The sequence below is a fragment of the Psychrobacillus sp. FSL W7-1493 genome (genome assembly GCF_038004905.1).
GTDB lineage: Bacteria > Bacillota > Bacilli > Bacillales_A > Planococcaceae > Psychrobacillus.
This window is the reverse complement of the sequence record NZ_JBBOSB010000001.1, coordinates 495,542-520,683: the sequence shown is the minus strand read 5'-3', so window position 1 is coordinate 520,683 and position 25,142 is coordinate 495,542. Positions and strand designations below refer to the sequence as shown.

26 protein-coding genes are annotated in these 25,142 nt (G+C 37.3%); 5 read left to right on the top strand and 21 right to left on the bottom strand.

The window, feature by feature from the left end; genetic code table 11:
• Positions 1 to 9: 9 nt before the first annotated feature.
• Complete coding sequence (locus MKX96_RS02630; protein ID WP_340881764.1) at positions 10 to 939, bottom strand: ABC transporter ATP-binding protein; 930 nt, start codon at positions 937 to 939, stop codon at positions 10 to 12.
• A gap of 188 nt (positions 940 to 1,127) precedes the next feature.
• Between MKX96_RS02630 and cls the strand changes: the two genes are divergently transcribed.
• On the top strand, positions 1,128 to 2,582 hold the full coding sequence (gene cls, locus MKX96_RS02625) for a cardiolipin synthase (protein WP_340881763.1): 1,455 nt from the start codon (positions 1,128 to 1,130) through the stop codon (positions 2,580 to 2,582).
• 77 nt (positions 2,583 to 2,659) lie between these two features.
• Here the strand turns inward: cls and MKX96_RS02620 are convergent, their stop codons facing one another.
• Complete coding sequence (locus MKX96_RS02620; RefSeq protein ID WP_340881760.1) at positions 2,660 to 3,553, bottom strand: M15 family metallopeptidase; 894 nt, start codon at positions 3,551 to 3,553, stop codon at positions 2,660 to 2,662.
• Positions 3,554 to 3,722: 169 nt separating this feature from the next.
• Between MKX96_RS02620 and MKX96_RS02615 the strand changes: the two genes are divergently transcribed.
• On the top strand, positions 3,723 to 4,874 hold the full coding sequence (locus MKX96_RS02615; protein ID WP_340881759.1) for an MFS transporter: 1,152 nt from the start codon (positions 3,723 to 3,725) through the stop codon (positions 4,872 to 4,874).
• Between the two features lie 232 nt (positions 4,875 to 5,106).
• On the opposite strand, the gene MKX96_RS02610 is transcribed toward MKX96_RS02615, so the two are convergent.
• The 6 genes from MKX96_RS02610 to MKX96_RS02585 form a co-directional block, all read right to left on the bottom strand.
• Entirely contained in the window at positions 5,107 to 5,352 is a 246-nt protein-coding gene (locus MKX96_RS02610) for a hypothetical protein (RefSeq protein ID WP_251553334.1), read from the bottom strand.
• 502 nt (positions 5,353 to 5,854) lie between these two features.
• Positions 5,855 to 6,622 (bottom strand): membrane protein insertase YidC, encoded by a 768-nt coding sequence (gene yidC / locus MKX96_RS02605; protein WP_169361374.1) that lies wholly within the window; start codon positions 6,620 to 6,622, stop codon positions 5,855 to 5,857.
• Between the two features lie 78 nt (positions 6,623 to 6,700).
• Entirely contained in the window at positions 6,701 to 7,492 is a 792-nt protein-coding gene (locus tag MKX96_RS02600) for an AraC family transcriptional regulator (RefSeq protein ID WP_169361373.1), read from the bottom strand.
• Positions 7,493 to 7,595: 103 nt separating this feature from the next.
• Positions 7,596 to 8,495, bottom strand: coding sequence for a diacylglycerol/lipid kinase family protein (locus MKX96_RS02595; RefSeq protein ID WP_340881758.1), 900 nt, complete (start codon positions 8,493 to 8,495; stop codon positions 7,596 to 7,598).
• Between the two features lie 263 nt (positions 8,496 to 8,758).
• On the bottom strand, positions 8,759 to 9,070 hold the full coding sequence (locus MKX96_RS02590) for a hypothetical protein (RefSeq protein ID WP_340881757.1): 312 nt from the start codon (positions 9,068 to 9,070) through the stop codon (positions 8,759 to 8,761).
• A gap of 62 nt (positions 9,071 to 9,132) precedes the next feature.
• A complete protein-coding gene (locus MKX96_RS02585) occupies positions 9,133 to 9,579 on the bottom strand; it encodes a GNAT family N-acetyltransferase (protein WP_340881756.1) in 447 nt (148 codons plus the stop codon).
• A 107-nt stretch (positions 9,580 to 9,686) separates the two neighbouring features.
• Between MKX96_RS02585 and MKX96_RS02580 the strand changes: the two genes are divergently transcribed.
• Positions 9,687 to 10,178 carry a GNAT family N-acetyltransferase gene (locus MKX96_RS02580; protein WP_340881753.1) on the top strand — a complete coding sequence of 164 codons (492 nt, stop codon included), beginning with the start codon at positions 9,687 to 9,689 and terminating at the stop codon, positions 10,176 to 10,178.
• Between the two features lie 12 nt (positions 10,179 to 10,190).
• Here the strand turns inward: MKX96_RS02580 and MKX96_RS02575 are convergent, their stop codons facing one another.
• The 7 genes from MKX96_RS02575 to MKX96_RS02545 form a co-directional block, all read right to left on the bottom strand.
• Positions 10,191 to 10,658: a DUF4064 domain-containing protein gene (locus tag MKX96_RS02575; protein ID WP_340881751.1), complete on the bottom strand. Its 468-nt coding sequence runs from the start codon at positions 10,656 to 10,658 to the stop codon at positions 10,191 to 10,193.
• Between the two features lie 318 nt (positions 10,659 to 10,976).
• Positions 10,977 to 11,282: a GNAT family N-acetyltransferase gene (locus MKX96_RS02570; RefSeq protein WP_251553354.1), complete on the bottom strand. Its 306-nt coding sequence runs from the start codon at positions 11,280 to 11,282 to the stop codon at positions 10,977 to 10,979.
• A gap of 10 nt (positions 11,283 to 11,292) precedes the next feature.
• Positions 11,293 to 12,261 carry a ring-cleaving dioxygenase gene (locus tag MKX96_RS02565; RefSeq protein WP_340881749.1) on the bottom strand — a complete coding sequence of 323 codons (969 nt, stop codon included), beginning with the start codon at positions 12,259 to 12,261 and terminating at the stop codon, positions 11,293 to 11,295.
• Between the two features lie 248 nt (positions 12,262 to 12,509).
• Positions 12,510 to 13,427 (bottom strand): DUF1002 domain-containing protein, encoded by a 918-nt coding sequence (locus tag MKX96_RS02560; RefSeq protein ID WP_340881748.1) that lies wholly within the window; start codon positions 13,425 to 13,427, stop codon positions 12,510 to 12,512.
• A gap of 102 nt (positions 13,428 to 13,529) precedes the next feature.
• Positions 13,530 to 14,390 carry a CvfB family protein gene (locus MKX96_RS02555; protein WP_340881747.1) on the bottom strand — a complete coding sequence of 287 codons (861 nt, stop codon included), beginning with the start codon at positions 14,388 to 14,390 and terminating at the stop codon, positions 13,530 to 13,532.
• A gap of 239 nt (positions 14,391 to 14,629) precedes the next feature.
• Entirely contained in the window at positions 14,630 to 15,049 is a 420-nt protein-coding gene (mntR, locus tag MKX96_RS02550; protein ID WP_169361364.1) for a transcriptional regulator MntR, read from the bottom strand.
• A 578-nt stretch (positions 15,050 to 15,627) separates the two neighbouring features.
• Positions 15,628 to 15,894, bottom strand: a complete 267-nt coding sequence (locus MKX96_RS02545) for a late competence development ComFB family protein (RefSeq protein WP_340881746.1) — start codon at positions 15,892 to 15,894, stop codon at positions 15,628 to 15,630.
• A gap of 116 nt (positions 15,895 to 16,010) precedes the next feature.
• Here MKX96_RS02545 and MKX96_RS02540 point away from each other — a divergent pair, with 116 nt between their 5' ends.
• Positions 16,011 to 16,166 (top strand): lmo0937 family membrane protein, encoded by a 156-nt coding sequence (locus MKX96_RS02540; protein ID WP_169361363.1) that lies wholly within the window; start codon positions 16,011 to 16,013, stop codon positions 16,164 to 16,166.
• Positions 16,167 to 16,193: 27 nt separating this feature from the next.
• On the opposite strand, the gene MKX96_RS02535 is transcribed toward MKX96_RS02540, so the two are convergent.
• From MKX96_RS02535 to MKX96_RS02510, 6 genes are all read right to left on the bottom strand, one after another.
• Positions 16,194 to 17,303 (bottom strand): GNAT family N-acetyltransferase, encoded by a 1,110-nt coding sequence (locus MKX96_RS02535; RefSeq protein ID WP_340881745.1) that lies wholly within the window; start codon positions 17,301 to 17,303, stop codon positions 16,194 to 16,196.
• A gap of 172 nt (positions 17,304 to 17,475) precedes the next feature.
• On the bottom strand, positions 17,476 to 19,602 hold the full coding sequence (locus tag MKX96_RS02530) for a heavy metal translocating P-type ATPase (protein ID WP_340881743.1): 2,127 nt from the start codon (positions 19,600 to 19,602) through the stop codon (positions 17,476 to 17,478).
• A complete protein-coding gene (locus MKX96_RS02525; protein ID WP_340881741.1) occupies positions 19,599 to 19,958 on the bottom strand; it encodes an ArsR/SmtB family transcription factor in 360 nt (119 codons plus the stop codon). The genes MKX96_RS02530 and MKX96_RS02525 overlap by 4 nt, the downstream gene beginning before the upstream one ends.
• A 546-nt stretch (positions 19,959 to 20,504) precedes the next feature.
• Complete coding sequence (locus MKX96_RS02520; RefSeq protein WP_340881739.1) at positions 20,505 to 22,862, bottom strand: penicillin acylase family protein; 2,358 nt, start codon at positions 22,860 to 22,862, stop codon at positions 20,505 to 20,507.
• Positions 22,863 to 23,010: 148 nt separating this feature from the next.
• Positions 23,011 to 23,928: a UDP-N-acetylmuramate dehydrogenase gene (gene murB / locus MKX96_RS02515; RefSeq protein WP_169358512.1), complete on the bottom strand. Its 918-nt coding sequence runs from the start codon at positions 23,926 to 23,928 to the stop codon at positions 23,011 to 23,013.
• Between the two features lie 76 nt (positions 23,929 to 24,004).
• Positions 24,005 to 24,310: a winged helix-turn-helix transcriptional regulator gene (locus MKX96_RS02510; RefSeq protein ID WP_169358511.1), complete on the bottom strand. Its 306-nt coding sequence runs from the start codon at positions 24,308 to 24,310 to the stop codon at positions 24,005 to 24,007.
• 184 nt (positions 24,311 to 24,494) lie between these two features.
• Between MKX96_RS02510 and MKX96_RS02505 the strand changes: the two genes are divergently transcribed.
• Positions 24,495 to 25,022 carry a YceI family protein gene (locus tag MKX96_RS02505; RefSeq protein WP_340881737.1) on the top strand — a complete coding sequence of 176 codons (528 nt, stop codon included), beginning with the start codon at positions 24,495 to 24,497 and terminating at the stop codon, positions 25,020 to 25,022.
• Positions 25,023 to 25,142: the final 120 nt, after the last annotated feature.

Below are 25,142 nucleotides of genomic sequence, written 5' to 3'. Positions count from 1 at the left end.
TATTTCCTCCTAGTCTCTCAAAGCTCTTCCTGTTAAATGTAAAAAAACATCCTCGAGAGAAGGAATTTTAACTACTGCAGAAGTAATCGTCACTTCATTTTCGGCAGCAACTGCAAAAATACTTGATAATGGCTCCATAAACTTAGAAAGAGATACTAAAAGCTTTTCTTCTTCCCTGTGGATGTTAGCAGTTGGAAAATGCTTCTGTAAGCTTTCCTCAAATGCAACTGAAAGCGAATGACCCTTTAACTCAATTGTTTGTTGGTCGGAAACTAAAGACTTTAATTCCTCTTTTGTTCCCGATGCAATAATTTCACCTTGATCCATAATGTATATCTTTTCGCAAAGCAGCTCTACCTCTTCTATATAGTGACTTGTGTAAAGTAACGTCATACCTTCCTCTACAAGCTGCTTTACGGCCTCTAATATGTAAGCACGAGACTGAGGATCTATTCCTACAGTAGGCTCATCCATAATGAGAAAGGAAGGCTTATGCAGTAAAGCCGCTCCAATGTTAAGTCTACGCTTCATCCCACCGGAAAAGGTTTTTACTCTGTCCTTTCTCCGGTCACTTAAACCAATCTTTTCAAGCACATCCTCCACCCGTGTTTCTAAATCTTTTCCTTTCAGCCCATAAATTCGTCCAAAAAACTCTAGGTTCTCTTTTGCTGTAAGCTCTGGGTACAAGGCTATTTCTTGAGGTACCACCCCTAAATTCTTACGAAGCATTTGAGGATTCTCCTCAATGGAAGTCCCATTCCAAAGAACAGTTCCACTCGTAGGTTTCATTAATGATGAAAGCATGGATATAGTAGTTGATTTTCCTGCTCCATTCGGACCTAACAGTCCAATTGATTCTCCTGCGCCAAGCTCCAAATTTATCTTTTTCACTACTTCTTTTGCTTTAAACTTCTTCTGAAGATTTTTTGCTTGAAGCATTTTTCCCATCTCCTTAAGTCTAAATTCCCACCTTGATTATATCAGACTATTCAAACACCTTATATGTATATTTCATTTTGCTAATTACTTATGCTTATAGGTTTACTCAATATGTTACAATTCTTCTTTCTTTTAACTAAATCGGCTATACTAGAAAAGACAGACATAAAAGGGTTGGGGGTGTAATTTTGGCTGCAAGTATATACGGTTTTGTTGGTACAGGCATACTAATTTTAAATATTTCTTTGGCAATCGCCTTAATATTTTTAGAGAGAAGAGATGCGTCCTCCACCTGGGCATGGATTTTAGTTCTATTCTTCATCCCTATCCTAGGTTTCGGTATTTATTTACTGTTTGGAAGAAGATTGCGACGCAAAACCCTTTTTCGCTGGGAAGGGAAAAGTAAAATAGGTATCGATAAATTAATTGAGTTTCAAATGGAAGCTATTGAAGATGAATCCTTTGATTTTAGATTAGATGACGCTAGTCATTACAAAGACTTGATTATTATGCATCTTAATAATAACCATGCCGTTTTAACGCAGGATAACAAAGTAGATATCTTTACAGACGGGCGTGAAAAGTTTGATGCCCTCTTGTTCGATCTAGAAAACGCAAAGGACCATATACACATTCAATATTATATTTTCCGTTTAGATAATTTAGGACAAGAGATTTATAAGGTTCTACTAGCAAAAGCTAAACAAGGAGTAAAGATTCGCATACTGTATGACGATACAGGCTCTCGCTCTTTACGAAAGCGACACTTTCATGAACTCATTAAGCTAGGCGGACGCGTGGAAGCATTCTTTCCATCCATTCTTCCATTGATCAACCCACGGATGAATTACCGAAACCATCGCAAAATAGTAGTCATTGATGGACGAATTGGTTACATAGGAGGATTCAATGTCGGTGATGAATACTTAGGTAAGAAAAAGAAATTCGGGTACTGGAGAGATACGCACCTTAGAATTGAAGGAAGCTCCGTTCATCCGCTCCAAACTCGTTTTATACTCGATTGGAACCAAGCTTCTGCAGAACACGATATCGAATATTCCGATCGTTTTTTCCCAGCTATCCCATTGAAGGGTTCTGTTGGATTACAAATTGTTTCGAGTGGACCTGATTCTGAGTGGGAGCAAATTAAAAATGGTTATTTAAAATTAATCATGATGGCTAAGAAATACATTTATATTCAGTCTCCCTATTTCATACCAGATGCTAGTTTTATGGATACTCTCCGTGTAGCTTGTCTTTCAGGCATAGACGTAAGAATTATGATACCTAACAAGCCTGACCATTTATTTGTATACTGGGCAACCTATTCATATGTTGGAGAGCTTATCAAAGCTGGGGCAAAAGTATTCATTTATGAAAATGGATTCCTACACACGAAAATGATTGTTATTGATGATGAAGCTTCTACTGTAGGTACTGCAAATATTGACGTTCGAAGCTTCAAGTTAAATTTCGAGGTAAACGCATTTATTTATGACAATGAAACTTCCCATCAATTAGCGGAGTTATTTGAAGAGGACATGAAGCTTTCTACTGAACTTACATGGGAACTTTATGAAAGCCGGTCGACTATGATTAAGTTTAAGGAATCACTTGCTCGACTGATATCTCCAATTTTATAAAACGATGATTGATAAAAGGACATTAAGCCATTGTCTTAGTACAAGAAAAAGATCCCACGAATGATGGGATCTTTTTCTTATATGCCTAAATATTCTTCTAATGTTGTATTTGCTTCATATATTTTAGCTGCATGGTCCAATCCTACATATCTAAAATGCCAAGGCTCATACATATACCCTGTAATTTTTTCTTTTCCATTCGGAAAACGCATAATAAATCCATATTTATGGGCGTTAGAAGCTACCCATTGGCCAGCTGGCGTCTCTCCAAAGCTCTCTCTTGCGAAGTGCTGCTCAAAGTGTAATTCTCCAATATCGAATGCAAGCCCGGTTTGATGCTCAGAGTATCCTGGGCGAGCGCTATATCGATCTGCAGCTTCCACTCCATCATTGCTCACATATCTATTATATAGCTGCTGTTGATAGTCAAAAGAACGATATGTACTAAATGCTACTAATTCGTAACCGGAAAGCCTTGCTTCAGCTGCCATTGCTTCGAATGCTTGTCTTGCTACTTCGTTTTCCCCAGGCGCATAAGTGGCAGGTAGGGGATATTGCTTGCTTGCTATTAAAATTCCATCTACATAAGTAGGCTCGGCAGGTAAAGTTTCATTGCCTACATAGCCTTTTGCCCCTGAACGATCTACTTCTTCTATAGGCTCCTCTACAATTGGAGGCTCCTCTTTTACTGGATCTTTTGCTTCCTCTATTACTTGCGTTGGTTTCTCTAGTTCAACCTCAGGTTTTTCTTCCTGAACTGTAATACCTAACGCCTTTAAACTTTTATCTATATTCCAATCATTTATACCAATCCATCCCACGGCACTTACAACTATTAAACCCAAAATAATACTAACTACAATTTTTGGCCACTTTCTTTTCTTTTTTGCCTTCATTAAACTAAATCTTGATTGCATCCCTTGCTCTTCCTTCTTTCCAATTAGCGATATTACTAGTTTAACATTTTTCATAGAACTTATCCCTAATCAAATTAAAATGCTTTATAATGTTATTAAACTCGTTTCAAAATTGTAACTTATGCGAAAATAAAATCGCACCAAAAATTAAATCTAGACAGTTATTACAGCTAGTTAACTTATTTACTTAGCTTTAATAAGTCGAAAGTAAAGAGGTCATTCTATGAAGTCTCAAAAATGGTTATCCATTAATTTTTTCACGTTCTTCTTCACATGGGGAGTGTTTATGCCCTATTGGACCGGTTATTTAACCAACGCTAAAGGCCTTAGTGTCACCTCTGCTAGCGTTATTATGGGTGCCGGAATGCTTGCAAGAGCCTTTTCCACATTCGCCTTATTCCCACGAGCTACTAGTAAGTATAGTATGCAGAAGGTGCTTCGCTTGCTCGCGTTACTTTCTTTTGCAGCACTTGTTTTATACATACCCTTTAATTCTTTCTATTCTTTGTTAACTATTACTGTTTTGTTTAGCTTAATCTATCCTAACTTATTACCTGCTATGGAGAGTAGTGCATCCATTCTCATGCAAAAGGATAAAGTTCACTATGGAAAAAGCCGTTCGTTTGGATCAGTCGGCTTCATGGTAGCCCTGTTGTTTATCGGAGGAGTAACTGCTATATGGGACGAGCAAGCAATACTCTGGACGATGCTAGCTGCACTTGCAATTATCATGTTGACCTACTCTAGACCAATGCCAGCCTCTTTGAGTGAAATACCCTTGAGAACAACAAAAGAAAACTCAGTTAAATGGAAAGAACTTTTTACTTCTAAACAATTTATTATTATTTTAACGTTAACTGTACTTATACAGGGGTCTCACGCATCATATAATAATTATGGATTTATTTATCTTCAGGATATCGAAGTCAACAGCCTTTATATCGGAATCATTTTAAATGTTGCTGTTATATTTGAAATTGTATTCTTTCTTATTGCTGACAAGTTATTTTCAAGTAAGAAAATATCTTGGATGTTTCTCTTAGCCGGGATCGGCGCCACCATTCGTTGGATTGGAATCTATCTATTTCCATCAGTTTGGATGTTTATCCTCACTCAGGCACTACATTCCGTTTCTTTTGGAGTTGCACATTATGCCTTTATTCAATATATATCTAGAACACTAGACAAAAGACTCATACCTGCTGCCCAAGGAATTTATGCTGCTCTATCCATGAGTTTAAGTAGTGCCGTCCTAACACTAGCTGGTGGTTATTTATATGACATAGAACCAAAACTAGCCTTTTTAGGAATGGCATTTTGCACGGTTCCAGCTATTATACTCATTGTTCTGTCTAGAAAAAAGTTTAGCTATTAAATTTTAAAGAACTTTAAACAAAACAAGAAAAGCGCAAGCGCCTATGTCTGCCCCGACAGGCAAATGGAGAAAAGCGAGGAGGCAGTTCCTCAGCCACCGGAGCTTTTATCCATTTGACCCCGAGGGGCAAGGTGGTGGAGCTAGACATCAATTTATCCACAGATTCAAAACTTTATAATTTCCTAAACAATAAAGAAAACGTGAAATCATCTACACATGATTTCACGTTTTTTTAGGTAATTGTTAGAAATAATACGAGTACAAATAGGACAGCGAAAACGATTGCCATTGTTTTCATCCATTTCGCCTCTCGTTCATGCCCTTTTTCCTTAAATACAATAGCTCTGTAACCATTACTTAAGACAAAGATAAGAGTCATAAACAAAACAGCTAAATTTATATCTCCTTTTATAATAAATACTAAAGAAGCAATACTAACAGCTACAATTAAAATACCAAATATCCAATTTCTTTTCATACGAACACCTCTATTTATTTAATGCGCAAGCAGTCTGTCTCTGACCCGACAGGCAAATGGGGAAAAGTGAGGAGGCAGTTCCCCAGCCACCGGAGCTTTTTTCCATTTGACCCCGAGGGGCAAGGCTGCTTGCGCTGGATACCATTTAATGCGCAAGCAGTCTGTCTCTGACCCGACAGGCTAAGCATTGACCCAATCATTATAACTTTTTCATAAGAAAAGCGAAACCGCCTATGTCTGCCCCGACAGGCAAATGGAGAAAAGCGAGGAGGCAGTTCCTCAGCCACCGGAGCTTTTATCCATTTGACCCCGAGGGGCAAGGCGGTGGAGCTAGACAACAAGAAAAGCGAAACCGACTATGTCTGCCCCGACAGCAAATGGAGAAAAGCGAGGAGGCAGTTCCTCAGCCACCGGAGCTTTTATCCATTTGACCCCGAGGGGCAAGGCGATGGAGCTAGACATTAAAAAAAGAAGCTCTTTTTACAAAAAGCTCCTCTCTCTTTTATACAGACTCTTCTGCTTTTTCTGGATGGTTCGAATAAAATTTACGACCTAAATATGTTTGGAATATTAACAAGATACCACCTACAGCCCAATATAGCGGTAATGCTGCCATAGAACTGAACGAGATGAACATAATCATGATCGGTGAAATATAAACCATCAACTTCATTTGTTGTTGCTGTTGCTCAGGCACTGTCCATAGAGAAACTTTTGCTTGTGCAAAATATACAGCCCCAGCAATAAGCGTCATAGCGATATCAGGTGACCCCAAGTTATACCATAAAAATTCGTGTGATTTTATATCTGCTGAATATAAGATCGCAAAATATAATCCCATAACTATTGGCATCTGAATCAACATTGGTAAGCAACCCATGTTTAGTGGATTCACATTATGCTTACGGTATAAGCCCATCATTTCTTGTTGTAGTACCATCTGTTCTTCTTTTGATTTTGTTTCTTTTAGCTTCTTTTGAATCTCATCCATCTCTGGTTTGAGCTTGTCCATTTTTTCTTTCATACCTTGTTGATTCTTATAATTTTTAAGCATCAAGGGCATTAAGGCTAAACGAATAAGAATAGTAATAGCAATGATTGCCATCCCATAACTACCGTTAAAAATGTCTCCAAAAAATTCAATTAAAAACTCAAAAGGTCGAACAAATATATTGTAAAAAGTGCCTTCTTTGTTTTCTATTCCTGAACAGCCACTTAGTAGGACTGTTGCAAAAATAAGGATAGTGAATAAACTGATTTTCTTCTTCATCGCTTCACCTTCATTTTTCAAACTATCTCGAGTATACCCTCTATGAAGCTATTTTTCAAATATTACTTAGACAAACCTTTAATAAGTTTTGGGCTCTTTTGGAAAATTATACTTAAAATTAGGATGTTCTTGATGGTCTCTAAACTGCTTAGGAGTAAGACTCGTGTATTTTTTGAAGATACGCGTGAAATAGCTCTGATTACAAAAGTGGAATGAATTAGAGATTTCTGATATTGATTTGTTTGTATGCCGTAAAAAGTATTGGCACTCTTCTACCTTTCTAATATTTAAGTATTCTACCAAGGTTACTCCAGTATGTTCTCTAAAAATTCTAGAGAGATGGCTGGTACTAATATTAAATTGTTTGGCGATATCTTCTACTGTTAGATTTGTTTCAATTTCATCATTAATATAAAGAATTACCTTATTTACTGTCTGGTGCCCAAAGGAAGGTTTTTTCCTCTCAGTAATTACCATAACAAAGAATTCTACTAGCTCATCTGCACACTGCAAAAACTGTGCATCACTCATCTTCGTATCTATAATTTCCACGCTAGCATTATTAAAGGCCATTACCTTATCAAGCGGAACCTGGCTCTCATACAACTTTCTAGCCATAACAGCGGATAATTGTATGTAATAGTACTTTACATTTTGAATCATTTGCTTGTTATTCGTAGCGATTATTAAGTCAATGATTTCTCTTAATACCTTTTTCGCTCTCTCAATTTCAAAAGAATACATATCTAAGAATAGTTTCTTTTCTAATTCAAAAAATTTATCAAGACCTTCTACTCTATTAGTAATACCCATTTCTTTGGCATAGGCTTTTGTGAAGTAATCTAAGAATATTTTTTCTGTATTATCCATAAGTACCTCATCTTTCCAGTCAAATTTATAGTCCATTTGTACCTATCTTTTAAATAGGGATGTAGAATCATTTTATAACATTTTATAGTAAAAAACTAGACTTTTAATTACTTTCTGTTTTTTTAGGTAAAAGCATTTCCAAATGTCTAGGAAGAATGTGTATATCAAGAGGAGTACAGTCTCCTTGATCACCATCTACGTTGCAAAATAATGGACGATTCGATTCTATTCGGAGCTCCTCGGTAGTAAAAGTCTCTACTCCCTCATCCTTCCCTAGTGTTCCTAGCATTACTTTTGTTCCCATACGAGCGATTGCCGCTAATCCTGCTTGTTTTATGATAAAGACATGCATTTTCCCATCATCAATTTTAGCAGATTTAACCAAGTTCTCAAATCCACCTACAGAATTGGTTAGGGCAACTAAAACTAATATAGATGTCCCTTTCCATGAACCGTGATCATGGGTAATTGTCATCTCTACCTCTTCATTCGAGATGATTGCCTTTGCCCCAGCCATTAAGTAGGCCATAGATCCATACCTCGTTTTTTGTTCCACAGGAGTATCTGCAACACTACTAGCAATATCTCCTATTGCTACTACATTAACAAAGTACTTATCACCGATTCTTCCTACATCAACTTGTTCCGTATTGGTCATCTTAAGCGCTTCTATTGCAATGTCTGGTTCAAGCGGAATGCCAAGAGCCCTTGCAAAATCATTCACTGTACCGAGGGGGACAAAAGAGAATAAAGGTCGGTCTTCTCGTTCAGCAAGACCATTCACTACCTCGCTTATCGTACCGTCTCCACCCATGGCTAACAAAAAGTCCATTTTTTCAGTACAAGCCATTTCAGCAAAATGTGTGGCATCATCCTGCTGTTGTGTTTCTTTTACCGTCACATCAAAACCTAAATTCGTTAATACTTCAATTGCTCTATCTTTAAATTGTTTTGCTTCTTCTCGCCCAGCAGAAGGATTATAAATTAACATTGCCCTTTTCATTTTTTTGCTTCCTCCTTTAAAATATACTCGTTTCTTTTTCGTACCCTAAATATCCTATCTTGAAACTGCGGCAGTGATAGATAAATGCTAATTCAATCAAAGGAACAATATAGAAATGAGAAATTCCTTTGTGGAGAAACCAGATAGAACCTAAGTACCATTATTCACCATATAAATTTTAAAGGTATTTTTTAGAAATTATACAGTAATATCTATATATGTAAAATAAAAAAGGCACCTATTAGGCACCTTTTTTTCAAAGTTTATTTATCTTCTGGTTTTATATCCTTGTCAGAAACTGAGTTTGGAGTAGCTTCAGCTTCTTCCTCATTGTAATACTGGACGCTTGTCATGGCTCCCTCGTTCACCATATTATTATCTTCTTCATGGTAAGGATTAGGATTTCCTGTTTCTTCCTCATTCGTGCCTTGCTTTTGAGCTTCCATGAAAGAATTTACTTTATCTTTCGTATTATTAAATGCTTCCATTGCCTTATCACGATTTTCTTTTTTCCGGAAATAGGCATAAGCCCCAGCTGCAAGTCCCGCCAATAAGAGTGATCTATTTTTCGCCATATTTATTACCTCCTATATATTTATAAGATGTGTATACCCTAATAAGTACAATATAACACTTATTAATTTTTTGACCTAATCATATATACATGAGGTATACCATCCTCATCAAATTCATCACTAATTGTTTGAAAACCTACGGATTGATAAAAATGTTGTAAGTGACTTTGAGCGCATAGCTTTATACACGGAACGTTCCAAGAAGTTTCAATTATGTTTATAGCTTTTTGCATAAGCACCCGTGCGTAACCTTTTCCTCTTGCCTGTTCCCTAACAATTACCCTTCCAATAGAGCATTCGTCATACTTGAGACCTGCAGGTAGAATACGACAATAAGCAAGAATTTCGTTATTTTCTTTAAGATAAAGATGAAGAGCTTGTTGATCACAGTCGTCTAGTTCTGGATATGGACAGTTTTGCTCAACAACAAAAACCTCTACACGAAGTTTTAGTATTTCATAAAGATTATGAGTATCTAATTCACTAAATTTCTTTAACTCCCAGGACATGTTTGCCTCCTATGTAAAAATGTTTATTTTCAATTTTTTTCTTTTTACTTATAGAAGATTGATAGAAATTTTGTTATGCTTACAAAAAGCTAAAAGAGGTGTTTCAAATGATAAGGGCGACTACGTTAAAAGATATTCCTACTATACAACAGATCGCACAGGTCAGTTGGAATGATACTTATAAAGATATAATACCAGAAAACATTCAGAAAATATTTTTAGAAAAAGCTTATTCTCCGATGATGATAGCCAAGCGTATAGAAAAAACAATTTTTTTAATTGCTGAATATAAAGGTGAAGCTGTAGGCTTTGCTAACTTTACTTATGTAGACGAAGATGGTGATGCCGAGCTTACAGCGATCTACGTACTCCCAGAGTTTCAAAAAATGGGATACGGGAGGAAGCTGTTAGAGGCTGGCGTTAACCATATGTCCGTCGGAAAACAATTATTTGTTTATGTAGAAAGCAAAAATGAACCTGCTCGTATTTTTTACGAACACTTTGGCTTTGAATGTCTCGAGGAGTTTGATGAATACTTTGAAGGCCATCCATTGTCTACAGCAAAATATTTATTTCCATTAAAAACACCGGCTTATTAAGCCGGTGTTTTTTTAATATGTTTGTTCAGTAGTATATTCTTCTTCAAATTTAACTGGTGGCTTTCGAACAAAACACATAATTGCAGCTACGTATAAAATGATAGATGTTAAGGAAATAATTCCTGCAAAAACTCCACCTAATATAAACATGATACCTGCTAGCTTTGGTTTTTTGTTTTTAGAAACAAATACGATTCCTAAAATGTTAAAGATTAAACTGATTACGAATACAACTACTGCTGCCCAGCCAAGAACTCCAAATAAGTCTACAAACATCTCAGCAAAACCTAAAGCTTGTTCAGCTTCTTCAGCAGTTAGTTGTGGATCATTAAAAATTTCTTGTTCTAAAGCACTTGAAAATTCCTCGTCTTCAAATGCTGTACTGCCGTTAATGACAAGTAAAGAAACTAGTATGATTGCAATTACATTAAAAACTGCTCCGATAATTCCTAATACTACTTCTCCTGTTCTTGAAATCATTTTTCTACCCCCTATTATTAATTGACATAGCTATTGTACGAAAGCAATTTAAAAAAGTTTCATTTAATCATCAATTTCCCTGAGTTATTTTTAATAAACCTGTTTCAGTCTGCAAAAAACGGGTATTTTATTATTAACACCAAATAGAAAGGAAGATTAACATGGAAAAGAAATTGATCTTTAATCAAACAGACTTCTTATATACATTGGCAGGTGCATCCGCATTAACTGGTATTCTAGTGCTATTCACATCCATTTAATTACTAAAACGTAAAAGGCAATCCACTTTAAACTAAGTTAAAAGAGGATTGCCTTTTATTATGCCTTTAAGTCGTCGTATTCATCAGATTTAGCAAATGCATCTACTACGTATGAGCAAACAGGCTCCATTTTCAAATCGTTTTCTCGTGCATAGGAAGCGGCGTTATCTAATAGTTTTTTTGCAATTCCTTGGCCTCTAAGCTTACTTGAAACGAAAGTATGGTCCATAACCATCACGTCTCCTAGCAGGGTCCACGTAATTTCACCAAGTCTTTCCCCATCTTCTATTACTTGATAGGCAAATACATCATTGCCAAGTTCTTTATATTGAAAATCCATTATCACACACTCCTTTTTATGAATCTTAACACAACTATTTATTAATTGACAACGGACGTAACTTTGCCTCAATTTCTTTACGTCGTGGCTCTAAGAAAGGAGGTAAGGCCAATTTTTCACCTAGCATTTCCTGCTTTTCATCTGTATCAAATCCAGGTTCATCTGTAGAAAGCTCAAACAAGATTCCGTTAGGCTCTCTAAAGTAGATTGCTTTAAAATAATGCCGATCTACAAGGCCCGAGGTTGTATAGCCTTTTGCTCGAAGGAATTCTTCCCATTTAGGGTAATCATCCATATGAGGAATACGAAATGCCACATGATGAACACTTCCTCTTCCTGGTCTCTCTCTTGGTAAATCTTCTCTTGTTTCAATATGAACTTCTCCTGCTGGACCACCTTTTCCTACAGAGTACACTTGAATATCAGGTGCATCGGTAATAGCAGAGGGGTAAGAACCAATTAAAGTGAATCCTAATATCTGCTCTAAAACTTTCTTTGTAGGCTCTGGATTTTTTAAAGTAAGTGTAACCGGACCTAAGCCTACTATAGCATTTTCTCCACTTATCTCTTCCTTTATCCATGGCTCCCCAAATGGAATTCCATTGCCGTCATCTACAACTAGTCTCATCCTTGATCCTTCAAAATCCTCAAAATATAGAGTTTTTCTACCAAACATTTCGGAAATTTCATCATGAGGAACTTCAAGATCATGTAATCTCTTTTTCCAAAATTGCAAAGCTGCCTCACTTTTTACACGAAGCCCCGTGTTACTAATGCTTGACACTCCAGGATATGTTCTCCCTGCCATTGGTATGTCAAAATACGTCATATCCGTTCCAGGAGTCCCTACTGCATCAGCATAAAACAAATGATACGATGATGGATTATCCTGGTTTACACTTTTTTTAACCAAACGCATCCCCAATATCCTTGTAAAAAAATCATGATTTTTACTTATATCGGCGCTTATAGCAGAAACATGGTGAATTCCAGCCAATTTCATATGATGACCTCCATTTATCTCGAATTCGAGATATTTATAATACCTATTTTATCAAATACAATTTTTTAATGCAAATTTCTAACTTATTTGTGGTAAGAGGATGAGACATAACTAATAGATAAATTAAAAGACGTGAAATCAGCAAATTGATTTCACGTCTTTAATTCTTTTAAAGGTAACTGATTTCTAATTAAAAATTTCTCTATTCTTATTGTTTAGAGAGGAGCCGGCGACTCCTGGGGTTCCATTTAACTAAAAACGGAACGAATAGAATCGATTAGATTATTGAAAAAGTCTTTTACACTTTGCCAAAATCCTTCGTTATCTTTTATTTGATTAAACTTCTCTTCAATAGTTTTACTAAAGTCATTTAACTGATCTGACCATTTACTAAAATCGATGTCCAACTGACGTATACGGTCCATCAGGTCAATTAACAATTGGCGATCTTTATCTGATAGCTCAATCTTCAATTTGGAAAGCTGTTCCGAAACTATTTTCTCTACTTCTTCACGAGAGGCAGGGTTTTGCTCAGCAATTTGCTTTTTAATTTCTGTTAAAAGCTCTGTAACCTCTTCTTCGTTTACTCCAGCATCCTTAGAAAGAATCGTTGCCACTGATAACTCTTCATTTGCTACATCTGTCCGTTCTGGGTCTAGCTCTCCCCCAGTAACTTCATAGGCTTTGTAAATACCAACTAGAGCAGAATGTCCTGTTACCGGCTTTGGAGCTGCAATATCTACCACCGCATCCTCAATTCCTGCTGTAAGCATTGCATTAGCATACATATCAGCAGTTACTTCTGTAATATCATCAGGTGTCACTATGTTAATAACAAGACCTGAACCTGAATTTTTTCTAGTTATTTTTGCAGATGAGAACATTCTTGCTGAGGCATCACCATCTTTTAAATAGGTGGCTAAATCTTTTCCTGTCACAACAATTTCTTGTACATCTGATTTATCTGTAATTTTTAAGCTTTCTCTTACACTTTTCTTTTGGTCGTCAGTCAGGTTTCCTCCGTATACAACAATCGGTGCACCAAATTTTTCATTGACTACTTCGGTTCCTGTTTCTCCATTTGTATCTGCCAACGCTACATTGGAATTGGCTAAAACTCCTACAACAAGAAAAATAGCTAACCATACTTGTACCACTTTTTTCATTCCCCTAAAACCCCTTTCTCTTGGTTGGTACTATCATTAGTACGTAAAAAGGAGTAAAAAGTTCCGATAATTATCGATGCTTTTCCTCCTTATTATCTAATCCTATTGCTTCAATTCAGTCCAACCGTCCTGTTGAATAATTTTCTTTTCTTTCATTAGTTTACCTAGGGCACGTTTAAAGGCTGCCTTACTCATCGAAAACATTTCTTTAATTTCCTCAGGTGATGATTTATCCGTAAACGGCATTTTACCACCAACATCATTTAAATAACGATAGATTGACTCTGCATCGTCACCTAAACGCTCATGCTTTCTAGGCAATAATGATCCATTTAGCGAGCCGTCGTCCTTAGTATCAATGATACGAACAGTTAGGTCTTGTCCTAATCTTGGTTCTTCTACACGTTCAGATTCATGAACAAAAACGCGATAGTTTTCCGGGACACTTAGCAAAAATGTGCCTACAGGTAGGAGTCGATATGGTCTAGCTTGCAGGTTGCTATTTAAAAGAGTTGTTGGTGCATCAATGTACAACTCCTCTACTCGATCTTCTGTTGCCAATCGACCAAAAAGCTCCCCTTCTCTATCCGTACGTAGGGTCATATAGAGATGATCTCCTTGAGCAGGCCATAACTCTTTTATTTTAGGTAGATCCTCAGCCTTTACCTGAACCTCTTTTGAAGTGCCGATATCGACGAATGCACCTTCTTTATCTGAAACCTTAATCACTCTTGCCCAGCCATATGTCCCTTTTTGAATGGAAGGTAGCTGAGTAGTTGCAGATAGATTACCTCTTCTATCCACAAATAGGAAAACCTCAAGTGTATCATCCTCTTTGAGTTCTTCTGGCGCCTCCGAAGCATTTAAAGCTATTTCCGTGTCTTTATGCTGAAGAATCCATTTGGATCCTTCCTTGGATTTTACTTGTAATTTTAAAATTTCACCTGATAATAATTCTGTCAAAGTTACCGCTCTCCTTCTGACCATACTTTTTGGTTGGTCTTTACCTACTATTTATAAATCTATAGTTTTGTTTTCTCCGTAAAATTAGAGTGTTCTCCTATTTCGGAGATTTAGTGTAGCTTACTTATATTCTTTTCCAAATATATGATTTGAATTCGCTTAATTTGTGAGTTTATGTACCTTTTCTAATTCCCTTATAACCTATTCAATTGTAAGATAAACTTTTATAGTCATTACATTTAGTCGTTTAAGTCTCTTCTTAGCTCTAGTAGCTTTGTTTGAATAGAAGTATCGTCTTCTAATATAAGAACTAAGTCTGAAATTCGGTCTATAGAGTTCCAGCTTAAATGATGTTCGATTCCTTCTACGTCTGCATAAATATTCTCTTCTTCTACACCGATTAAACGTAAAAAATCCTCTAACAACTCATGACGCTTTACTAGCTTTTTTCCTAGTTTCATCCCTTTGTTTGTTAGAGTAAGTCCACGATATTTTTCATATATTAAAAATCCATCTTTATCTAATTTCTGAACCATTTTGGTTACCGAAGATGGCAGTACTGATAATGCTTCTGCAATGTCAGACACACGAGCATAACCCTTCTGTTCAATAAGTATATAAATTTGTTCTATATGGTCTTCCATGCTTGGTGTTGGCATATTAATCTTCCTTTCATCCGTTCTTACTTATTTTACTACAATAGGCCGGCCTTCTCAATTTAAGTTAGGGTCTTACCTTTTTAAGTAGGCTAGGTTAAAGGCTAGGGTTGATTTATGATGTGCTCTAAATCGGCAAGGCAAGTAGAATTGATTTTCGCGCCAACCGGACGCTTTCCGCGGGGTGAGCGATAAGCCATCACCCATCGCTTGCGCGCGTGGTTGTGATGTCTTATCTGTCTCACACATCCCGCAGGAGTCGCCGTCTGGCGCTCCAATCAATAAATGGAGAACGGCTTTAATTTATATAGTTCTATTTATAAATCATTCGTATAAACAAAGCCGTAAAAATGACTCCAACACACTTCAAAAATTTTTTATAAATAGTCATTTAAATTGTACAGACGGAATCAAAAGAAATGTTTAGTTAAAATCAACCAATAACTTTAACATAGCTTTTAAGTAATTAAAATTACTACCGTTAGTATAGCTAGTCCACTTCTTTTATTATACTCTCACATAGAATTACTCAATCCTCGCACTAAAGTATAAAAGAACCTTATCGTAAGACAAGGCTCTTTTTATCTATGAGGATATTTTCCAACGACATGAATAGAATGGATAATTCTTTTATTAATCCACTCTAAGTTTTCTAATGTATTCATCCGTTCAAAAACAGCCTTTCTCCCTTTTTCAGTCGTTACATAATGGGTCGGAAGTGTATTTAAGCTTAATGCAATAATGTCTAATTCACATTGAGGACACTTACAAAACGTTTGATATTCTGACCCTCTCATCAATACTCTCACAAGGCTCTGAACGATTTCTTCCATAACGTTTGTTAACAATTCTATCCTTCTTTCATTATTCAAAAATTATTATTTATGTTTAACCTGTAATACCTCGGGGTATCTAATTAATAATAACACGTATTAATAATTTTAAGAAGAAAGGATGACTTATAATGGGTAGAATTTTATGGGGCATTGTCGTAGTACTTATTGTGCTATGGTTGTTAGGCCTACTTTTAGACTTTGGTGGAGGATTAATCCATACGCTATTAATTATTGCAGGTATTATTTTTGTAATTCAACTTGTCACTGGTAGACGAGCCGTCTGACAAAAGGGGTTGCCATTAGGCAACCCCTTATCTTTTTGTCTTTGCATAAATACAAGTATCTCTTAATCTCTTACCATCAGCAGATAAGGAATCATGGTGAAGAGTCCCTTCTAGTGTGTAATTTAATCTTTCAGCAACTGAACGACTTCTTACATTTTCACTGTCACAACGGATTTCAACTCGATTAGCTTTTAACTCCTCAAAGGCAAACGTAGTAATACGTTCAACTGCTTCAGTCATCAAGCCCTTACCTTCAAATTTACTATCTATCCAATAGCCAATCTCAAACTTTCTAACATCCCAATCAATTCGATGAAGTCCAGAACATCCGACGAATTCTCCTGTTTCTTTTAAAAACAAATGCAGCCGAAGATCCTTGCGAGTGATAAAATCTGCTACTGCCTGACGAAGATTTTGAACTCTTTGCTCAAGCGACTCCTTTTCTTGTGCCCAAGGCATCCAGTCCTTTAATGCATGCTGAGAAGCTAGCACTGCTTTTTGAACTGCCTCTGCATCCGCGACTTTAGGTGCTCGGATGATTAATCTTTCCGTATAAAATTCTTTTGGGAAGACCAATTCTTCTTTTACCTTTTCGATAATATGAAAGTCATCGTCCCACTTTACTGGAGTCGAAGTTCCTTTTATAAAATCGTCTCTCGTCATTCCGTATGTAACTGCATCGTAGTACGATCCTTCTTTAGGTGAAAACCATGCTTGACGCAGCTGTGCTTCTTTAACAAAGCCTGCACGCTCAAACGTTTTTCTCATGGCAAAATTGTCTTGGCGCGTATGACCCTCTAAGCGAATTTTCCCTTCTGGAAGATTAAATACATATTCAGTAATCTTTTTTAAAGCAAGTGGCCCATATCCTCTTCCTCTGGCTTCATCCGCTATTCTTAAGTCAAAAAGAGGAATTTCATCCTGTAAATCATAGATTTTTACAATTCCAACTTTTTCATCTTGATCATTCTCCACCCAAAAAGTTTTTACTTCATCAGATTGATATCCACCCTCTTCAATCGTCTTTTCAATCAACTCTCGTACAGGATGAGAATTCCCATGATATGGCCATGTGTTCGTTGTCATAAAATGTATCAGTTGCTCTTGCTCTTCCATCGTCCATTCTGTAAGCTTCATTGATAACCCTCCAAACCTAGTGATAATATATCTCGTCCTCTTTTTAGTTAAAACAATAATGAAAGTTATATGCTTTGATAAAAATAAAATAGAATTGATTTTCGGTCTCGGCGGACGCTTTCCGCTGAGAGAGCGATAAGCGAGCACCGAAGATCCTGTTTGCACTGTCTTATTATTTCTGTGTTTCTTCAAGCTCTTTTCCATTGCTAAACTTATTTAATAATCGTAAAGAGTTTAAGACTACTAGCAATGTAGCCCCCATATCTGCAAATATGGCAATCCATAGCGTTAACCAACCAGGAATAATAAGAAGAAGAGCTATAATCTTTAACCCTAATGCAAACATAATATTTTCTTTAATAATATGCAATGCTTTTCTACTCAAGCTAATAGTATAAGGTAATTTTTCTAAGTCATCGGCCATTAGCGCAACGTCCGCCGTCTCCAATGCTGCGTCCGTTCCTGCTCCTCCCATAGCTATGCCGACATTGGCAGCAGCTAGTGCTGGGGAGTCATTAACTCCATCTCCAATCATAGCAACTGCTCCGTACTTTTCTTTTAATCTCTCAATAGCAATTAGTTTTTGATCAGGCATTAATCCTGCTTTCACATCGGTTATCCCTAGTTGAGCAGCAATAGCATTTGCCGTATTTGGATCGTCACCAGTCAGCATAACAGTATGCTTTATCCCAATATCCTTTAAATTTTGTAACACCTTACTGCTAGTAGAACGTATTGGGTCTGCAATGGCAACGAAGCCTCTATAGACCCCTTCCTCTGTTGCAAGGATTACCGTATTTCCTTCGATTTGAAGTTTCTCAACCTTTCGGAGAGCATCCTCTGAAATTAAACTTATCGTTTTTATCCAAGCAACGCTACCTACTGACCATTTTATACCATTTACGACTGCTTCCGCACCTTTCCCTGTTATCGATTTAAATTCGTCCACTTCAATTGGATGGATACTGTTATTAGCACCATACTCCACAATAGCTTTAGCTAGTGGGTGTTGAGAGTACGCTTCAATAGACATTATATTTTGGATAAAATCCTTTGAAGAAGCTGCTTCTACATATGTTACTTCTGGATAGCCTTTTGTCAGAGTACCCGTTTTATCAAATGCGATTGCCTCGATTCGTCCAATTTCCTCTAGATGAACCCCACCCTTTATCAGCACACCATGCTTTGCCGCATTTCCAATCGCTGTAACAATCGCGACTGGCGTTGATACTACTAAGGCACAAGGACAGCCTACAACTAAAACAGCAAGACCTTGGTAAATCCACAGCTTCCAGTCACCACCTAGAAGTGGAGGAATAATCGCCACCAAAAATGCGATTCCAATTATCGCAGGGGTGTAGTACTTTGCAAACTTATCTACAAAACGTTGAGAAGGGGCTTTTTCCGCTTGCGCTTCTTCCACTAAATGAATAATTTTGGCTATGGTGGTATCTTCTACACGTTTCGTTACTTCGATTTCTAGTGAGCCCTCTTCATTTAGCGTACCTGCAAAAACATCTTCCCCTTTTGTTTTAACTACAGGAACAGACTCCCCAGTAATGGATGCCTGGTTTACTGTTGAGCTTCCTTTTAATACAATCCCGTCCATTGCAATTTTTTGTCCGGGCTTCACGATTAGCACGTCACCAATTTGTATAAACTCGGTATCTAATTCGATTAACTCATTGTTCCTACGTACAATTGCTGTCGGTGGAGCGATATCGATTAATTCACTAATCGATTGCCTAGCCTTATTCATGGAATATGCCTCTAAAGCTTCACTTAATGCAAATAAGAAGACAACAACCGCTCCCTCGCGCCATTCTCCAATGATGGCAGCACCAATTATTGCAATTGTCATTAGTGTCTTCATATCAAAGTAAAAGCGTGTTAAGTTGATAAACCCTCCCTTAAATAAGTTAAATCCACCGATTGCGATGGATAATACAAATAAGGAAAGAGCTACAGGATGAGATTCCTCATAAACAAAAGAAGCAATGACTCCTCCTATTAAAAATATTAAAGATATCAATGTTACAACGTTCTCTTTGCGTTTTAAAAAAGGGATCTTTTCTAGTTTTCGTTGCGAAACAGGTACAATCTTGATGCCATCAAAGGCACCTGCCTTTTCTATTTCCTCGACAGTTACGTCGCCTATGACAGAAACTTTAGCTGCTCCAAAGTTAACGGTTGCTTCCTGTACAGTTGGAAGACTTTTTATATTATTTTCAAACTTCCTCGCACAATTGGCGCAAGATAAGTTTTCTAAACGATATTCCTTTTTTTCTACGTTATTCATGTTTCCACCTCTTCTATAGAATGCTCATATGCAATCTTAACAAGCTCATTAACATGATGATCTGCTAAAGAGTAATAAACGAGTTTTCCCTTACGTCGAGACTTCGCTAAAGACAAGTCCTTAAGAAAACGAAGATGATGGGATGCAGTTGCCACTGATGAGCCAATTATTTCGCTTACGTCACAAACACATAACTCCTCTTCAACCGTTAAAGCATAGGCAATTTTAAGCCTTGTTTCGTCCGCTAATGCTTTAAAGAGCATGACTAGCTTTGTTAAATCTGGAATCTGTTGTTTTACCTCTTCTACTATTGTTTCATTTACTTTTGTTACTTCACATACATCCTTCGACTGCATTTGAGCACCTCATTCAAATAGTTGTTTGATTGTTCCTCTATTATATGTTCGGACAATTCTAAAATCAACCATCATTCAAATATATATTTGAATGATGGTTGATTTTTGTTCCACAATGACAAACAAGAAAAGCGCAACCGCCTATCCCTGCCCCGACAGGCAAATGGAGAAAAGCGAGGAGGCAGTTCCTCAGCCACCGGAGCTTTTATCCATTTGACCCCGAGGGGCAAGGCGGTGGAGCTAGACATCAAGAAAAGCGCAACCGCCTATCTTTGCCCCGACAGGCAAATGGGGAAATGCGAGGAGGCAGTTCCTCAGCCACCGGAGCTTTTATCCATTTGACCCCGAGGGGCAAGGCGGTGGAGCTAGACATCAATTTATCCACAGGTTTAGAACTTTATAGTTTCCTAAACAACCAAAAAGGCACTTTTTGTTCAAATTGAACAAAAGTGCCTTCTAATTGTCTGGATAACCACATACGCTCGAGTTTCCAAACCCTTAATAAAATTACTAGATTTCATTTAACGACGTTCTTACTTCATTTCTTTAATCTGCCTTTAATATTAATTCAAAGCCATCCTTTATGTCGCCGTTAATCACCGTAGTGTGGTAATCACCATTCGCCCAATCTCTTACCTGGCTATGGTACCACTCTGATTTAATGTGTCCACTTTGTCCAGGCCCCACAATGTGATAGGCCTTTGAGAGATCAGCTAAATCAGCTACAAATCTCCAGGATGCACCGTGATCCACGCTTCCGTCTTCTTTATAACCTGCTGCTTGAACGGTAATGTTAGATCCACCTATCGGTACTGGTTCAGGGTTTAAAAAGTAGCCAAGTATAGGAGAGGCTCCTGAAATTGGATGATCAAACGTTAATTGATGATAGTCTCCCCATTTCCATTTGGCTTCGTTTTTCCCAAAATCGTCTTCAGTTTCTTTTATGGCGATTGTAAACGAATCGTAGACCCACTTATCTACGCCACCGTACTCCTCTAACCAAGCACTTGCTTCGCTTTTATACCCTTTTCGTAATAATTGATCTGAAATATTGCCCTTTCCAGGTAACATGGCATAAACGTCCTCAGGCATTTGCTCCTTAAACATTGTTTTTGGAAGCTGCTTCATCCATTTATGAAAAACTAATGGTGCTGACTGATCTTTATCATCCACTTGATCCCATTTCTTTAACACATTTAGAACATCATTATATTGACCATCGCTATCTTGCTTTTCTACCGACTCTACCATGGAAGCTAAAAATTCACGCGCATATAAATTTTTTTGATCCATCTGTAGTGTCATCATATCTTCCTTAGTTAGCTCACTTTTACTTGCCAACACTTCAGCAATTCTTTCGTAACGGTAAGATTGCGCCCAAAAATCAGTTATATGGTATAAATATGACTCATCGACAACCTCATTATTTGCTGTTGCAATAAAACCTTCTTCAGGGTTAACAACCTTAGGCAGTTCTGTATAAGGTACATAACCAGTCCAGCCAAATTCGTTAGAATCACCCGGAACCGGAAGCTGTCCATCACCTGTTTTACGGACCGGTATCCTACCATTCGCTTTATAAGCGATTGTCCCATCCTTTGCGGCAAATACAAAGTTTTGCGCTGGAGCATGAAAATCCTCTAAAGCACTCTCAAACTCCTCCCAATTAGAGGACTTATTCATTTTTAATATAGCCTGTAATTCTAAAGTAGGCTCTAACGCTGTCCACTGCATAGAAAATAATGCAGAAGGATCCTCTTCCTTGAAAAGCACATCAGAAATAATTGGTCCATGGCGTGTCACCAACACCTCAAATGGCACGTCCTCTTCTCCCTTTACTTTGATATTCGTTTTACGAATAGCTGCCTGCTCCCATTTACCCTCATACATAAATTTCGTACGATCATCTGGGTTTGGTGTTTCAATATATAAGTCCTGTACATCGGGCCCAACATTAGTTACTCCCCATGCCACTTCTTCGTTATGTCCTAAAATAATACCAGGTATTCCGGCGAATATTACACCACTTACATTTTGACTCGGTGACTCTAAATGCATTTGATACCAAATCGATGGGGTGCTTAGACCCAAATGTGGATCATCTGCCAGAAGCGGCATTCCACTAGCAGTCTTTTCTCCACTAACAACCCAGTTATTACTTCCATTAAACTCATTAGGTAGTATAGCTGCATCAAATCTGCCACTAACAGCAACTGGATTACTTAAATTCGCCTCAATAATAGAAGGTGCATCCTCTGGATAAGTGATAAATAGTTCTTCCACCTTTTCTTGCTCAAACTCATTAATTGCCCAATGTCGAAGTGCTAGGCTTGACCAATTTCCACCTAAATCATATGCCATAAATTTACCGACAGCCAAAGAGTCAATTGGAGACCACTCTCTAGGTTCATAGCCTAATAGTTTAAATTCATAACTGAGCTTTCCCTCTTCTATAGCATAATCAATGAATTCATTTACCCCTTCTGTATACCACTTCAAAACCTGCTTTGCTTCGTCACTATAGCCGGCGTAGGATTTCTCAGCTGCATCTCGAAGGCTAAAGGTTAAAAAGAACTTATCTGTATCTAACGCCCCTTTACCAACTACCTCCGCTAGCTGACCGCTCGCCTGCCTCCTAGCTAAATCCATCTGAAATAAACGATCCTGTGCTTGCACAAATCCTTGAGCACGATAAAGATCTTCGTCACTCTGAGCTTTAATATGAGGTACCCCGTCCTGATCCCGTACAACCTGAACGTCTTCATTCAATACTTTTACTGCCAGCTCTCCTCGAATAATAGGCTTAGTGTTAGACAAAAAAACGTTTAAGCCTACTACAACCACAATTACAATAGCCACTAGTATTCCTAATACCCAAAGAAGTACCTTCCTGCCTCTCTTCAAATAATTACCCCCTTTGTATTTCTATGTCATAATTCGACAAAATAAGGTAAACCCCTGCCCATCATTTTAAATTTCTTGGAATAGAGCCTGATACTTGAAGATAAAAAAAGCCCCATGAATAATGTATATTCATAGGACTAGATTTATATTATTTACTATTTTCCCCAACTATTTTAACTTCTAGTTCTAACTCAACCCCGAAGTTATCATGCACTGCTTTTTTAACCATTTCAATTGTATTTATATAGTCTGTAGCAGTTGCATTATTTTTATTGACGATAAAACCTGCATGCTTAGTAGATACCTCTGCTCCACCAAAGCCCTTCCCTTGTAAACCACTATCCTGGATTAGCTTACCAGCAAAATATCCAGGCGGTCGTTTAAACACACTACCAGCAGAAGGATACTCTAATGGCTGCTTAGACTCTCGTTGGAAGGTTAAGTCAGCAATTTTAGCATTTACTTCTTCTGGGTTTCCAGGCTTCAGCTCAAATTCAGCCGATAAGACATAGTAACCTTCTTTTGTAATTATGCTTTTACGATATTCTAACTCCAGCTCTTCTTTTGAAAGTACCAGTTTTTCACCTTCAGGAGTAAGAACAGTACACTGCAAAATTACATCCTTGATCTCTCCGCCATAGGCTCCTGCATTCATTGCCATTGCTCCACCAACTGTTCCAGGAATGCCACAAGCAAATTCCAAGCCTGTCAACGATTCTTTTGCAGCGGCTTTGGAGACATCTATAATAGCAGCTCCACTTTCAGCATATACATGATTACCTTCTATAACAATTTTATCTAGCTTCTCTAAGCAAAGAACAACACCACGTACTCCACCATCTCTAACAACCATATTAGAACCATTACCTAACAATAACAGTGGGATATTATTTTTATGAGTATAGTCAACTATAAAAGCTGCTTCTTGCTCGTTTTCAGGAGTTACAAATAAGTCAGCCATGCCACCCATGCGAGTCATCGTGTGTACATGAAGAGCTTCGTCTATTTTCACATTACTTGGATCTAGCTTTGTAATTAATTCTTTGTACCATACTTGTTTGTTCAAAAAAGACAATCCTTTCTTCTTTAACCTATCACCTTACATACTATGCGTTTCCCTATATAAACTTTCAAGTGTCTTATTATAACCAATCCTTGGACCAAGTTTCAATCCCAGTTATAACTTCCTTAAGAGCCATACCTTTATCCGTTAAATTATACTCTACTCGAACTGGAACCTCAGAAAAAAGTGTTCTTTGAACAATCCCTTCTCTTTCCAATTCTTTTAATCGCTCGGACAACAAACGTCCACTTATAGGAAGAGAAGACTCTATCTCATTAAACCTCTTAGAACCGTCTAATAATTGATAAATAATTAAAGTTGTCCATCTTTTACCTAACAATTCCATTGCTTTGGAAAGTCGCGGACATAATGATAATTCCTTCATATTAATCACCTCTATCACTAAGTATTATACGCCTGTTCATATTTTTTGTAAAACCAAAGTAATTAAATTACTTGACGTAATTATATTATTAATTTATAGTTACTTACATAAAGTAACTAAAAGTTACTCTCAAACTATTACGTTTGAATTTGCTATTAAAACAGAAATGTAGGAGGAAATGAAAATGACAAAATTTAATTTGGACGCTGCACATTCTAGTATCGATTTTTCTGTAAAACACATGATGGTATCTAAAGTAAAAGGTAGCTTTACTCACTTTACCGCTGATTTAGAGGGTACTGCTGAGGACTTAACAGGTGCCTCTATCACTTTTAACATTGATGTTAATTCAATCAATACGAATCACGAGGATCGCGATAACCACTTACGTGGCGAGGATTTCTTTGATGCAGAGAAATACCCATCTATAACATTTGAGGCTACTGAAATTAAAAACACCGATATAGGCGAATACGATGTAACTGGTAACTTAACTATCAAAGACGTAACTAAGCCTGTCACATTCGAAGTTGAGTACGGCGGTAAGGGTAAAAACCCTTGGGGACAGGAAGTAGTTGCTTTCTCGGCAGAAACTAAGGTAAACCGAAAAGACTTTGGCTTAGTTTGGAACCAAGCACTTGAAACGGGCGGCGTGTTAGTTGGCGAAGATATCAAAATTTCAGTAGAGTTAGAGCTTAATCCTGCTGAATAACTTATATTATTAAAGGGCATTCCACTAAAAATGGAATGCCCTTTTCCTATTTCTATATGAAAACACTTACATTTCCACCTAAATAAATTAATTATTCTGAAATATATTATATACTTTATT